Annotated in this window: 12 protein-coding genes; 3 read left to right on the forward strand and 9 right to left on the reverse strand. The window is 63.5% G+C overall.

Annotated features, from left to right (window positions below; translation table 11 throughout):
* Nucleotides 1-40: 40 nt before the first annotated feature.
* Nucleotides 41-805: an IclR family transcriptional regulator gene (locus tag AC1DE3_RS03200; RefSeq protein ID WP_476778947.1), complete on the reverse strand. Its 765-nt coding sequence runs from the start codon at nt 803-805 to the stop codon at nt 41-43.
* Between the two features lie 408 nt (nt 806-1,213).
* A complete protein-coding gene (locus tag AC1DE3_RS03205) occupies nt 1,214-2,179 on the reverse strand; it encodes a helix-turn-helix domain-containing protein (protein WP_441512095.1) in 966 nt (321 codons plus the stop codon).
* 612 nt (nt 2,180-2,791) lie between these two features.
* On the opposite strand from AC1DE3_RS03205, the gene AC1DE3_RS03210 reads away from it, so the two are divergent.
* A complete protein-coding gene (locus tag AC1DE3_RS03210; protein WP_476852071.1) occupies nt 2,792-3,793 on the forward strand; it encodes an HAD family hydrolase in 1,002 nt (333 codons plus the stop codon).
* An 88-nt stretch (nt 3,794-3,881) separates the two neighbouring features.
* Here AC1DE3_RS03210 and AC1DE3_RS03215 read toward each other — a convergent pair whose 3' ends face one another.
* The 6 genes from AC1DE3_RS03215 to AC1DE3_RS03240 all read right to left on the reverse strand — a co-directional run bounded on the left by AC1DE3_RS03215 (nt 3,882) and on the right by AC1DE3_RS03240 (nt 9,702).
* On the reverse strand, nt 3,882-4,901 hold the full coding sequence (locus AC1DE3_RS03215; protein ID WP_476778946.1) for an amidohydrolase family protein: 1,020 nt from the start codon (nt 4,899-4,901) through the stop codon (nt 3,882-3,884).
* A complete protein-coding gene (locus AC1DE3_RS03220) occupies nt 4,898-5,740 on the reverse strand; it encodes a citryl-CoA lyase (protein WP_476778945.1) in 843 nt (280 codons plus the stop codon). The genes AC1DE3_RS03215 and AC1DE3_RS03220 overlap by 4 nt, the downstream gene beginning before the upstream one ends.
* The gene (locus tag AC1DE3_RS03225) at nt 5,737-6,963 is read right to left on the reverse strand and encodes a CaiB/BaiF CoA transferase family protein (RefSeq protein ID WP_476778944.1); all 1,227 of its coding nucleotides are present in this window, start codon (nt 6,961-6,963) and stop codon (nt 5,737-5,739) included. Before AC1DE3_RS03225 ends, AC1DE3_RS03220 begins: the two co-directional genes overlap by 4 nt.
* 23 nt (nt 6,964-6,986) lie before the next feature.
* Complete coding sequence (locus tag AC1DE3_RS03230; RefSeq protein WP_476778943.1) at nt 6,987-8,015, reverse strand: ABC transporter substrate-binding protein; 1,029 nt, start codon at nt 8,013-8,015, stop codon at nt 6,987-6,989.
* 42 nt (nt 8,016-8,057) lie between these two features.
* Nucleotides 8,058-8,822: an ABC transporter permease gene (locus tag AC1DE3_RS03235; protein WP_476779348.1), complete on the reverse strand. Its 765-nt coding sequence runs from the start codon at nt 8,820-8,822 to the stop codon at nt 8,058-8,060.
* A 94-nt stretch (nt 8,823-8,916) separates the two neighbouring features.
* Nucleotides 8,917-9,702, reverse strand: a complete 786-nt coding sequence (locus AC1DE3_RS03240) for an ABC transporter ATP-binding protein (RefSeq protein ID WP_441512089.1) — start codon at nt 9,700-9,702, stop codon at nt 8,917-8,919.
* 173 nt (nt 9,703-9,875) lie between these two features.
* On the opposite strand from AC1DE3_RS03240, the gene AC1DE3_RS03245 reads away from it, so the two are divergent.
* A complete protein-coding gene (locus AC1DE3_RS03245; RefSeq protein ID WP_476778942.1) occupies nt 9,876-10,574 on the forward strand; it encodes an IclR family transcriptional regulator in 699 nt (232 codons plus the stop codon).
* Between the two features lie 332 nt (nt 10,575-10,906).
* Nucleotides 10,907-11,797 carry a LysR family transcriptional regulator gene (locus AC1DE3_RS03250; RefSeq protein ID WP_149133170.1) on the forward strand — a complete coding sequence of 297 codons (891 nt, stop codon included), beginning with the start codon at nt 10,907-10,909 and terminating at the stop codon, nt 11,795-11,797.
* 546 nt (nt 11,798-12,343) lie between these two features.
* Here the strand turns inward: AC1DE3_RS03250 and AC1DE3_RS03255 are convergent.
* Nucleotides 12,344-12,895, reverse strand: coding sequence for an NADPH-dependent FMN reductase (locus tag AC1DE3_RS03255; protein WP_476778941.1), 552 nt, complete (start codon nt 12,893-12,895; stop codon nt 12,344-12,346).
* Nucleotides 12,896-13,002: the final 107 nt, after the last annotated feature.

A 13,002-nucleotide genomic window follows, 5' to 3' on the forward strand; every position in this document is an offset into this window, starting at 1 on the left:
TCATAGCTCGCTCGGCCTTTTAAATACGGCGACAGCGCCTTTACCCCTTATAGGTCGTTGCAGCTCGTAAACATTGCAGCTCACGCGAAATCCTGTCGGCGGCCTCCAGAATGTGTTCTGCCATCGCCGGAATGACTTCGTCGGTCAATCGGCTCGACGAACCCGATATGCCGACTGCTGCGTGGATTGCCCCGTCGGCGCATCTGATCGGCGCCGCCATCTCGCATCTCGCGCTGTCGCCGCCGGTCCAGTGAGCAGCATATCCTTGCGAGCGGATCGCCTCGAACTCGCGTCGAAATGCGCCGGGATCACCCTGTGTTGGAGCGGCGGCAAGCGCGCTTTTCTCTAGTTCACCAATCACATCGAGGGATTGGAAAGCGAGAATGGCCTTCCCTGCCGCGCAAGCGAGGGCCGGCACTTTTGTTCCAACCTCGAACTCCGCCCCCATTGGCCCAGGCACGTTAAATCCGGCCGCGACGACAATCTCCGTATCCGCAATGATTGCCATACACGCCGACTCGCCGGTGCTCATGACAAGCTCGGAAAGATGATGATCCGCAACACGTGTTAGATCGGCCGTGGCCTTCGAGCAGAATCCCAGGCTCCATAATTTTGGCGACAACGTTACGATTTCGGAAGCCTGAGATATCGAGATATAGCGTGTCGTTTCGAGTATCCTGAGCGTCTCTTGAACTATTGCCTGATCGAATCGCGTCTGAGAGCTGATTTGATCGATGGTCTTGGGATGCTTACTTCCAGCTAGAGCTTCAAGGACGGCCATTCCGGCTTCAAATGATACGTTCATGATCAACCTCATGACATTAAGATGGTTGAGAGCCTATGTCCGCTTTCTCAAAGCCACGATACCGGCGCTTGCGCGAACACGGCATCCGGCAACTCAACGTCTACGCACGGATACGCGAGGTGGTCAGGTGCGATGAATACTGATCCGATCGCCAGCCCAAGGCCAGCGCAGATCAAGCTGTTCCCCCAATTTTTTGCCGCAGCGCTGTCCGTGAACTCGCCGATCCGCTGTGGCGCTATCGGAGGCAAGGGACGGCACCCATCCGACCGTCGACGATTGCAGCCTTTTCAACCGCACGCAGTGCGCGCGGGTCGCTACCCGTTCAACGGGGATGCGCTTTTCGTTGGGCCGAACCGCGGGCAAGCCGTGTCCGCACAATTGGGAACGAAAGATCAGCCGCTTCCGGCACTAGCCAAACTGCATGGATGGCACGCAAGATCGAACACCGGCGTTGAGCCCCGCGAGCGTGGCTGATGGCGCTTCACCGAACAATCGTCGGTAGTACGCAGCGAATTTCCCAAGTTCCGAGAAGCCACATTGAGTGGCCGCTTCGGTGACGCTTTCTCGTCTACTGACAAGACGGCGACGCGATTCGTTCAGTCGATAATTTCGAACGAACTTTGCCGGTGGCATGCCCGTTAGACTGACGAAAGCCCTATGGAGCGTTCGCCTCGGAATGGCGAGTTCGGCACAGATGCTGTCTATCCCGCTGCCCCGTTCGATGCTCGACCGCGTGAACTCGATAACGTCGTTGACGATCTTCCGATCTCTTGTCGGGTCTCTTCTGGAATCCGACGTTTCCGGATCGAGTCTGGAGAGATATGCACCTAGAAACCGGTCGCGCACTTCAGCTGCGAAATTTGGGCAGGAGAAGCGCTCCGGGCTGTGCTGCAAGAAGTTCGAAAGAATGCGGCCGACCCAGAAGGCGCGCTTTCCGTCGGCAATGATGCCCTCGGACTGCAACTGTTTGCGGCCCAGCCGGAATTCGTTCTGATCCGCGAACGCGGCCAATCGATCTTCAGACAAGGCTAAGGTCAGATACTCGGCCGAGCCCTGATAGAGTGCCGTCTGCGGGCTTCCAGCCGGGAAGAAGCCAAGATCGCCGGATTCCACCTCGCTTGCCCAATGCGTCACGGGCCGCATGCACGACAGCAGAACACCTAAAACGACGCGGTCCGGCGACAGCGGGCCCTCCAGGTAGAAATCCCCCGCGACCCTGCCGAACGAGAGAACGGCTCCGTCCAAATCTGCGACGAGGAGCGAACCATGAATGCCCGCGGCAGAAAGTTGCGTCGCGCGGACCTCGGCGCCAGCGATCGGGCGCTGGAGCGCTTCGATGTTGTCGAGAACAGACTGGTGAACCGCATCCACCATCGGCGTCCTCCATTGGCAGAAATGGCATAGCCAACTTTCCGCAACAGATTATGGTCGCGATACGGCCGGATGTCGACGGCATTCAATATTGGACGATAGTTTCAGCAATATCTTCGAAGTAATTGCGGTCAGCATGCTGATGGCTGGGTGCGGAGAACTGATCGTCTCGCAAGCTCACGAAACGGAGATCAAAAGGAATTTCCGATGCGCTCGTCGGCGTTAGGCATGTGCCTTGCTGCGCTTTTTCGCTGTGGCTCCTCGCCGCTGCCGCACTTGTCTGCGCAATCGACAGGCGCAGATAGGCTCGCCAGGCAGCTCGCAAATCCGGTCCCGGACCTGATCATGTCATGGCCGGCAGTTGGACGGCGAAAGCGCACGGGAGCGACGCGATAGCCGTCCGCGGGACTGCCGCGTACAATACGAAAGCGGGCGAGGTGTCGGTCTCCGCGCGGGTCAAGATCTACAGGCAGTTCGATGCCTGCATTTGGCAGGAAGGAGCCGAGGACTTTCCGACCTGCCGTTGCCGCTCGGCGCGGAGCAGCCGAGCACCGCCAAGACGATCGACGACCGGAAGGCCCCGCTCTCTGTGCTTTATGTGCGTTGGAGGGTTTCATGAAGGGTATCACGAAACTCATTGCGGTTTTGACGCTGGCCACTGCGGCCCTCACGACGAGTTGGGCATCGGCGCAGCCGGACCCGCTGCCTGGGTGGAATGACGGCAAGTCCAAGGCCGCAATTCTGGCGTTCGTTCGCAAGGTTACTCTGGAGGGCGGACCCGATTTTGTGCCGCCAGCCGAACGAATCGCGACCTTCGATAATGACGGGACGCTTTGGGCCGAGAAACCGATCTACTTCCAGGCGCAGTTTGCCCTTGACGAGATCAGGAGCCAAGCCGCGGCGACACCCGCGCTGAAATCCAAGGAGCCGTTCCGGACCGTTCTCGCGGGCGATCTGAAGGCGCTGATGGCCGATGGCAACAGGGGCCTCGGCCTGGTTCTCGCGCGTACCCATTCCGGCATGACGACAGAGGCCTTTTCCCGCTCGGTCGCCGAGTGGTGGGAGACCGCGCGTCATCCGCAAACCAAGCGCCGCTATACGGAAATGGTCTATCAGCCACAGCTCGAATTGCTGGCCTATCTGCGCGCAAACGGCTTCAAGACGTTCATCGTTTCGGGCGGCGGGGTCGAGTTCATGAGGGTGTTCGCGGACAAGGCCTACGGGATCCCGCCCGAACAGGTCGTCGGCTCGTCCGGCGTCGTCAAGTTTCGTCTGGGCAAAGACGGGAAGCCTGAACTGATCAAGGAGGCCAAGGTCGAGTTCGTCGACGACGGCCCGGGCAAGCCCGTCGGCATCAATCGCTTCATCGGCCGTCGTCCGATATTCGCATTCGGCAATTCCGACGGCGATCTCCAGATGCTGCAATACACTGTCGGCGGCAGCGGCCCGAGGATGGCGTTGATCGTCCACCACACCGATGCCGAGCGCGAATGGGCCTATGATCGCAAGTCCGAAGTCGGGAAGCTCGACAAGGCGCTTGACGAGGCCGCGGCGAGGGGCTGGACGATCGTGGACATGAAGAACGACTGGAAGACCGTTTTCCCGCCGCCCCCGTGACGTCGGCCGCCGACATCGAGCCGGGCGCTCTCCGCCCCCGGCTGGCTTGCTGCGGCTGGAGCCCCGCTGTTCGCTTCTGCGCCGCCCGTCAGAGGCGATAGATGCGACTGGCCGTGTCCCAAAACAGTGCCGACCTGTCGTCGGCCGAGTAGTCGGCAGTCAGGCGCTTGAAGGCGTTCCACCCTGCCGCGCAGGCATAGGAGCCCCGGTCCACCGGTGCATTGCTTTCCAGCATGCAGCGCCTCGGTTCGAAGGCCTCGATAGCGGTCTCCACATAAGGCCGCCATGCCTCGGCAAGCGCGCGTGAATCGGGTGGCCGCATCCCCTGCTCGAAGCCGAACCCGTTGATCCGCATGCCAAGGCCGCCGATCTTGACGACCACGTTCGGGCAGCGGGCGAGATCGCGGATCGCGCGCTTCCAGTCACGGAACAACTCGTCGCGTCGCCCCTGATAGGCGCCGGCGCCGAGAATGCCGCCGAGATGGTCGAGCACGATCGTCGTCTCGGGAAAGGCTTGCGCCAGCGCCGTCAACTCGTCGAGTTGCGGCTGGAACAGCCAAGCGTCGAAACTCAGCCCGAGCGGCGCGAGCCGGGCGAAACCCTCCCGGAAGCAGGCATCGCCGAGCAGACCGGGCGGACCGGCGCTCCGCGGGTTCATCAGGCTGGAATCGGCATCCCACACCGTGATGTGACGGATGCCACGGAACCGGCCGCGCCCTTTCTCGATATGCGCGAGGAGAACCGCCTCGACCCCAGCGCCCAGGCGCAGATCGGCATGGCCGACGATGCCGGCGCAGAAAGCGGGCCCGTCCGGGCCGAGCCGCTCGGCTTTGGCCGCGACATAGGCGGTCTCGCCGACCGGGCGCAGATGTGGCGGCTGCGTCGGGTCGTAGGCGGTCTGGCATTGCATGAAGACGGAGGCGATGATGCAGTGGCCGCTCGCGGCAAGCTCCGTCTTGTAATCGTCGATCAGAAATCGCCAGCCCGGCCGGTCCCAGAGATGGTGATGGGCGTCGACGATCGGCAATTCTGGTTCGAGCGCGGCCTCGGACGCCAGCGTCAGCCAGTCCGGGCGCACTGGCAGATAGTTGGCGGGCGGCGCGCTCATGGCTCGCGGTTGGGCACGGGCCGTCGCGATGGCCCGTCATAGCGATAGGCGAAGCTGCGTGGGATCGGCCCCTTGTTCCGTTCGCCGCGTCCGCTCTGCTCCCAGGCATGGGCGAGGATGCCGACTGCCCGCGACAGACAAAATACACCGCGCGCGAGCGGTGCGGCGAAGCCGAGCTCGCCATAGATCACCGCGGTGGCACCGTCGATGTTCATCGGGATCAGCCGCCCCTTGCGCCGCTCGAGGCAGCTCTCGACCGCCCGCGCGGCCGCTGCGTAGCGGCCGGTGATGCCGCCCTTGCCGACCGTAGCGTCGACAAGCGCCAGCAGGCGGCCGGAACGAGGGTCGACCGGGTGGAAGCGGTGGCCGAAGCCGGGCAGGTATTTCCCGCGCGTCGCGATAAAGGCATCGCTCGCGGCTGCCGCCGCCTCGTCCATGCCACAGCCCGCCGCACATCGCGCCAGCAGGTCGTCATAGAGTTCGAGCGCCTGCTCACCCGCGCCGCCATGCACATCGTCGAGGGTGTTGAGCGCTGAGGCCAGCGCTCCGTTGAGCGGCAGCCCGCAGGATACCGCCATGCGCGAGATGGCGATGGAGGGCGCATGCGGGCCGTGGTCGACCGAGGCGACGAGCGCGGCCTGAAGCAGTTGCTCCTGCTCCGGGCTCGGCAGATCGCCGCGCAGCATCAGCCAGATCATCGCCGGAAAGGAGACGGCGCCGATCAGTTCCTCGATCGGATAGCCGCGAAAGGCGATGCGACCGGGTGCGATATCCGCGATCGCGGTCGACCAGTACTCGGCGATCCTCTCGCGATCGGAGGGTGAAGCTTCGTCGTTCATGCTGCGCTCTTTTGCCGTTCGCAGCCGACGATTCGGCGCGCGATCAGGCTCTCGATCTCGTCTTCGCCATAGCCGAGGCGCCGCAGCCAGGCGGCGGTATCCGCCCCCAGCGCGGGCGGATGGGCCGGTGGCGCGAAGGGCTCGTCAAGCAGGAAGCCCGGCCGGGTCACGCGCAGCGAGCGGCCGCCGCGGCCCTTGGCATCGACGGGCTCAACGAAACCGCGCTGTGTCACCTGTGGCTCCGCCATCACCTCGGGCAGGGTGAGGACGCAGCCGGCCGGCACGCCGGCAGCGTTCATCAGGCGCTCCCATTCGCGTGCCGGGCGCGTGGCCAGCGCCTGTTCCAGCGCTGCGGTCAGTGCCCGGCGATTGTCCTTGCGGGCCTGGCGGGACGCGAAGCGCGGATCGTCGATCAGTTCGGGCCGTTCGATCAGTCCGCACAGCGCCTCGTATTGCTTCTGCTCGTTGGCAGCGATGTTGAGCGGCCCGTTCCCAGTCCGGAACGTCCCGGACGGGGCGGCGGTGAAGTTTTCGTTGCCGATCGGCTGCGGGTCGACATCGGCATTGAGATGGTTCGACACCACCCAGCCCATCGCGGCGAGCGTCGATTCGAGCAGGGACACGTCGATGAAGCGTCCCCGCCCGCTCTGCTTCTGATCGACGAGCGCCGCCGAGATCGCGAACGCCGCCGTCAGCCCGGAGATGGTGTCGGAGATTGGAAAGCCGGTCCGCAGTGGCGCGCTTTCCTCATCGCCGGTCACGCTCATGACGCCGGAGAGACCCTGCACGATCTGGTCATAGGCCGGGCGCCCGGCCCAGGGCCCCGTCTGGCCGAAGCCGGAAATCGCGCAATAGACCAGGCGCGGATTGATCTGCGACAGGTCCTCATAAGCGAGACCCAGCCTCTTCATGACGCCGGGGCGGAAGTTCTCGAGGACCACGTCGGCTGTCCCGACGAGCCGCAGGAAGACTTCGCGCCCCTCCGGCGCCTTGAGGTCGAGCGCAATCGACTGCTTGTCGGCATTGACGGCGACGAAGGACAGGCCGGAGAGGCGCGCTGCCATCTCGGGATCGGCGCCGAGCTTGCGGGCGAGATCGCCGCCATCCGGTTTCTCGACCTTGATTACCTCGGCGCCGAGGCGGGCGAGGTTGTACCCGCAGAACGGGCCGGCGAGCACGTTCGAGAGGTCGAGAACGCGCACGCCCGCAAGTGGCATAGTCATTTTCTGTCTCCGACTGCGCGGGATTATTTGCCGATCCGCCTTGCGGCTTCCTCGGCGAACTTGTTCGTGTAGGTCTTGGACAGGTCGATGCCAGCCGCGGCAATCGCGGGATCATAGGCGGTGAGCACCGAGAGCGGCGTCTTCAGGGTGTCAGGCGAGAACCGGCCGTCCTTGGAGAACAGACCCGTCGAGGCACGCATGATCTCGATGTTGAGCACGCGGTCGTCGAGCTTGTAGGCCGACGGGATCGCATCGACGACAGCCTCCGGGCTGTTGGAATGAATCCAGCGCACGGTCCGCAACATGGCGTTGGCGAGGCGCTGCACGGTTTCCGGATTCTTGTCGATATAGCTCTGGTTGAGATAGAGGCAGGCGGTCGGATAGACGCCACCGAAAGCTTTCTTCGACCCTTCCTCGGTGCGGCCGTCGAACAGGATCTTCACGGCGTTCTTGCGCGTCAGGATGGTCGCGGTCGGATCGTAGAAGCCGAGCACGTCGACCGCCTTGCTTTCGAGCGCCTTCATACCAGGGGCACCGCTGCCGACGCCGATGAACTCGACGTCGCGTGGCCCAAGCCCGTTCACCTTGGCGTAGTAGCGAGCGATCATGTCGGTCGAGGAACCCGGCGTGGTGATGCCGACCCTCATGCCCTTCAGGTCGGCGCCGCTCTTCACCTTGTCCGCGAGATCGGCACGGACGCCGAACACGATGCCGGGGACGTCGTTGAGCAGAAAGACGCAGGAGATGTCCTTCTTCTTCGCCTGCATCTGGATGGTGTGGTCGTAGAAGCCGACCACGCCGTCGACCGAACCGCCGACCAATGCCTGGAGCGCCTTGGCGCCACCGGCCTGGAAGTTCTGAATGGTGACGTCGAGGCCTTCCTTCTTGAAGTTCCCGAGGGAATCGGCCAGCGCCAGCGGCATGTAGTTGAGAATGGCGGAGCCGACGGCGATGGTGACCGCCTTGTGCTCGGGTTCGGCGGCGCGCGCAGCGCCCGCCGGAAGCAGCAGCGCGATGGCGAGGGCCGCAGCCCGACTTGCGAACGATGTCATCTGTTTCCTCCTGCTCGGTTATGTTTGTGGTTGCGATGCGGGTCAGGCGTCATCATGCGAGGGGGCCGGACGCCAGACGAGGAGCCGCTTCTCGAGGCGGTCGACCACGAGATCGAGCAGCACCACGAAGACGGAGAGCACGACGATGCCGGCGAAGACGCCGGTGGCGTCCATCACGCCCTCGGCCTGCGCGATGATATGGCCGAGCCCCATCGAGGACCCCAGATATTCGGCCACGACCGCACCCATCACCGCCATGCCGACCGAGACGCGCAGCGACGACAGGATCCAGCTCATCGCCGACGGGATATAGACATGGCGCAGCAGCGAGAGCTTGCTGGCACGCAGCAGGCGGGCATTGGCCAGGACCACCGGATTGACCTCGCGCACGCCCTGATAGGTGTTGAAGAAGGCGATGAAGATCACGATCGTCATGCCGAGCGCGACCTTGGAGGCGAGCCCGAGGCCGAACCAGATCACGAAGATCGGGGCCAGCAGCACGCGCGGGATGGCGTTGAAGACCTTGATGATCGGCTGGATGACGTCGGCGGCGAAGCGCGAGAGGCCGAGCCAGATGCCGAGCGCGGTACCGCCGGTCACACCGAGCACGAAGGACAGCACGGTCTCGAGCAGGGTGATGCCGAGGTCGCCCCAGATGTCGCCCTCGGCGAACCATTGCGCGATGCGCCCGACGATGGCCGAAGGGGCCGGAAAGAAGAACGGGTCGATCAGGCCGGATCTGGCGCCGGTTTCCCAGGCGGCGAAGAAGCCGCCGATCAGCACCAGCCGGGTCAGCCTGACCTTCATGCGATAGGCGGAAGCGGCGCTGCGCCGGCGCGCCTCGACGGCATCCTCGGAGGAGGCGGCACCCGCTGGCGGCGCAAAGGCGAGCGTCTGCGACTTACTGGACGACATAGCTCTTCTCCACTTCGGCGCCGAGGAGATTCCAGATCTCCCGGTAGAGGCTGACGAAAGCGTCGGTGGTCGCCAGCGCCGAGACGTCGCGCGGCCGGGGCAAGGTGATGTCGACCTCCCCGACCACACGGCTGGCGGGACCTGCGGACATGACCACGACCCGGTCGGCCAGGGTGATCGCCTCATCGAGATCGTGAGTGATGAAGACGAGCGAGCGGCGGTCGGCCTGCCAGAGATCGAGCAGGATCCGGTGCATCAGGCGGCGGGTATGCACATCGAGCGCCGAGAACGGCTCGTCCATGAGGACGATGCGCGGTTCCATGATGAGCGTCTGCGCCATGGCGACGCGCTTGCGCTGCCCACCCGAGAGCTGGTGGGGATAGCGCTTCTCGAAGCCCTTCAATCCAACCTTGGCGAGCCAGGCCCGCGCCTTGGCTCGCGCTTCTTCCTTGGCCATGCCGCGAAAGATCAGGCCCAGCGCGACATTATCCTCGGCGGTCTTCCAGGGAAGGATCGCTTCCTGCTGGAGCATGTAGCCGCTGTCGCCGTTCAGGCCCTCGAGCGGCTTGCCGAAGATGGCGACCTCGCCGGCGGCCGGGCGAAGCAATCCGGTGACGACGTTGAGAATGGTCGACTTGCCGCAGCCGGTCGGCCCGACCACAGCCACGAACTCGGTGTCTCCCACAGTGAGATTCATGTTGCCGACGGCGGTGAAGGCGCCAAAGCGCACAGCGACGTCGTGCAGCCGAACGGCTGCTGTTCCCTCGGTCATCGTTCCTCCTGACAGAATAGCATTCTATTTTGCTGCGCTTCTAGCAGGACACAGGTGGCCGGTCAACATCCGTTCCGTTAAGCGGAACATAAAATCAGCGTGATAACGGCCTCCTTGCACAATGCAGAAAGTTACGTTCTATTAGACAGAACGATTTTGATGACGAGGTAGACATGTCCGAACCCGGCACGAAGCGGGAGGGAGTCGACGCGGTGGAGCGGGCTCTGGCCATTCTCACGGCGTTCAGTGAGCAGGCCCAGGAGCTGAGCCTTGCCGAATTGGCCCGGCGGACGGGGCTCTACAAAAGCACGATCCTCCGGCTGGCCGCCTCGCTCGAGCACACGCGCTTCCTGACGCGCGGAAGCGACGGCGCCTTTCGCCTGGGACCGGAGCTCTGGCGGCTGGGCTCGCTCTATCGCCGCAGCTTCGATCTCGGCGAATATGTCCGCCCGACGCTGCGTGCCCTGGTCGAGGCGACGCAGGAGACGGCTTCCTTCTACATCCGCGACGGCGATCAGCGCATCTGCCTGTATCGGCTCAACTCGCCGCGCTCGGCCCGCCATCACCTTGATGAGGGCGTGCGCCTCCCGCTCGGCCGCGGCGCCGCCGGGCGCGTGCTGCTCGCCTTCACCGAACGTGACGATCCTTCGTTGCAAGCAATCCGGGACGCTGGCCTGGTGATTTCGCGCGGAGAGCGTGATCCCGAAGTGGCGGCGGTATCCGCCCCGGTCATCGACAGCGCCGGCCATTTGCGCGGCGCGCTCTCGCTCTCAACACTCATCAGCCGCTTCGACGAGGAGGCCCAGCGCAAGCTGGTGGCAGCGATCGTGCCGGCAGCGACGAATCTCGCAGCGCGGCTGCCGGCTGAATAAGCGCGTTTTCGGGATATCGCCGCGCAGCCCGACAGTGCAGCCGGGGCCGCCGGACCTTCGCCCGAGCCCCCTGGCCAATGCAGATCCTTGGGCGAGCCATATTCGACTTTTGGCCGGTCACACTGATCGGCCACAACAGGCGGCAGCAAGCCGCCATTGCGCGCCCATCAGGGGAAGCTGCCGAGCAGCCGCCCTTTACGTACTCATCACCGAAGCTGATGGGTTTAGTCACCAGATTAAGTACGGATAATGGGCGACATTTGTCACACGGACATTGACGCACAGCAGCTTTATCCCCCATCATGCAAAAAACGCATAGCGGGGGAAGCGCGGTGGATTGGGACCGCATTAGAATCTTTTATACGGTCGCGGAGTCAGGCAGCTTCACCAAAGCTGGCGATGTTCTCGGCTTGAGTCAATCGGCCGTCAGCCGGCAGATCGGGGCGCTTGAGCGAGAGCTGCGCGCGCCGCTGTTCCATCGGCATACGCGGGGTCTCATCCTGACCGAACAGGGCGAGTTGCTCTGGCGGGCGGCGCGCGAGATGACGCAGCGCCTGGAACGGACCCGCTCGCAGCTTTCGGAGACGCGCGAGCATCCTTCCGGCGAGCTCAAGGTTACCGCCACGCGCGGCCTGGGCGGCCATTGGCTGACCCCGCGCCTCGCCGAGTTCATGGATCTCTATCCGGACATCCGGGTCGAGCTCATCCTCACGGATGAGGAGCTCGACCTGTCGATGCGCGAAGCCGACATCGCGATCCGCCTGCGCCAGCCGCAGCAGCCGGACCTGATCCAGCGCAAGCTCTTCACGGTGCACTTCCACGTCTACGCTTCGCCTGCCTATGTGAAGCGCTTCGGCGAGCCGAAGACCTATGACGATCTGGACAACCACCGCATCCTGTCCTTCGGGGGCACCTCGCCCTCCTATCTGACAGCGGTGCACTGGCTGGGCACGATGGGACGCGACCAGCGCAACCCGCGGCCGATCCATCTGACGGTGAACAACATCACCGCCATGAAGCGCGCGGTGGATTCGGGTGCCGGCATCGCCGTGCTGCCCGACTATCTGATCGAGACCGGGTCCCCGCTCGTGCAATTGATGCGCGAGACCGAGATGCCGCAGCTCGAAAGCTATCTGGTCTATCCGGAAGAAATGAAGTCGGTCGCCCGCGTCCAGGTCTTCCGTGACTTCCTGATCCAAAAGGCCCAGCGCTGGACCTACTGACAGCAAGCCGCCCTCTTCTTCGATAGGCCGTTGAATCGGGCGCCTACGGCGCCCGTTTTCAATTCTGACAGTTTTGTGACCAGAGCAGCATAATCCTCGCGCAAATCCGCACGCCGGGAACGCAGGAAAGCCGCCAAAAGAGCGAAAATACCCCGCTAATCGACCTAAAATTGTACCGCCACGCCAGAAGCGTGTGCAACGAATGCATATTTCTCAATCATTTAGGATCAAATTCGTACCATTTGCCACTATCTCATGCAGATAACGCATAGCGGCCCCAAACTATGCTGCATTGCAAAAAGGCAGATCATGCCCGATATTGTGCTCACGGTTGTTCGGAACGGGCTCCGCAATCTCCTCCCGGCGTTGAGTTCGTTTCAGCCGTTCCCCTCTGAGATGTTTGGCGTTTCGCCAGATGTTTCAAACTTTCAAAGCCGGCTCCCCTCGGGGACGCCGGCTCTTTTTTTGCCTGGCCACCGGTTAGCAAAAAAGCGCCGCCCCGAAAGGCGGCGCCTGCGATGGAAGCTTGCGAAGGGCGCCGGCCTGTCAGGCCGCGAGCTTGATCGCAATTCCGGCGAACTGATCGAGGAAACCCTGCAGGAAGGCCCGCGTCCCTTCATTGGTGATGTTGTGCTCCGCGTCGATCAGGCCATCCTTGAAGGTGATGAAGACCTGCCCGCCGACCACGACGCCGACAAGGTTGGTCAGGATCATGCGCAGTTGCTGCTGCGACACGGCGGTGCCGACCGCGCCGCTGCTGGTGCCAGTCACAGCCACGGTCTTGTTCGCCCAGGAGCTCTGGCCATAGGGCCGCGAGGCCCAGTCGATGGCGTTCTTGAGCACCGCAGGGATCGAGCGGTTGTGTTCCGGCGTCACGATCAGGATCGCGTCAGCCGCCTCGATCTCTCGCTTCAGCCTCAGCGTCGGCTCCGGCCGCTGTGGCTCAAGATCCGGGTTGAACATCGGCAGGTCGTCGATCTGGACGAAGGACGCGTCGAAGGCGTTCGCCCCCAGCTTCACCAGCGCCTGGGCCAGCTTGCGATTGATCGAATCGCGACGATTGCTGCCCACGATGACGGCGAGCTTGAGTTTGGCCATGATACCTCTCGAAGAAGCGTTGAAAGGCCCGAACAGTAGCGGCCCCTGCGCGCGCCTCGCAAGCAACCTCGCTGCAAACGCGTATTGCGCGATTTCAAGGAAAACAG

The organism is Allobosea sp. 10L417 (assembly GCF_056395485.1).

Coding starts and splice junctions, on each gene's coding strand:
- AC1DE3_RS03200 (WP_476778947.1), bottom strand. CDS start 805: ATGAACGTATCATTTGAAGCCGGAATGGCCGTCCTTGAAGCTCTAGCT.
- AC1DE3_RS03205 (WP_441512095.1), bottom strand. CDS start 2,179: ATGGTGGATGCGGTTCACCAGTCTGTTCTCGACAACATCGAAGCGCTC.
- AC1DE3_RS03210 (WP_476852071.1), top strand. CDS start 2,792: ATGAAGGGTATCACGAAACTCATTGCGGTTTTGACGCTGGCCACTGCG.
- AC1DE3_RS03215 (WP_476778946.1), bottom strand. CDS start 4,901: ATGAGCGCGCCGCCCGCCAACTATCTGCCAGTGCGCCCGGACTGGCTG.
- AC1DE3_RS03220 (WP_476778945.1), bottom strand. CDS start 5,740: ATGAACGACGAAGCTTCACCCTCCGATCGCGAGAGGATCGCCGAGTAC.
- AC1DE3_RS03225 (WP_476778944.1), bottom strand. CDS start 6,963: ATGACTATGCCACTTGCGGGCGTGCGCGTTCTCGACCTCTCGAACGTG.
- AC1DE3_RS03230 (WP_476778943.1), bottom strand. CDS start 8,015: ATGACATCGTTCGCAAGTCGGGCTGCGGCCCTCGCCATCGCGCTGCTG.
- AC1DE3_RS03235 (WP_476779348.1), bottom strand. CDS start 8,822: ATGAAGGTCAGGCTGACCCGGCTGGTGCTGATCGGCGGCTTCTTCGCC.
- AC1DE3_RS03240 (WP_441512089.1), bottom strand. CDS start 9,702: ATGACCGAGGGAACAGCAGCCGTTCGGCTGCACGACGTCGCTGTGCGC.
- AC1DE3_RS03245 (WP_476778942.1), top strand. CDS start 9,876: ATGTCCGAACCCGGCACGAAGCGGGAGGGAGTCGACGCGGTGGAGCGG.
- AC1DE3_RS03255 (WP_476778941.1), bottom strand. CDS start 12,895: ATGGCCAAACTCAAGCTCGCCGTCATCGTGGGCAGCAATCGTCGCGAT.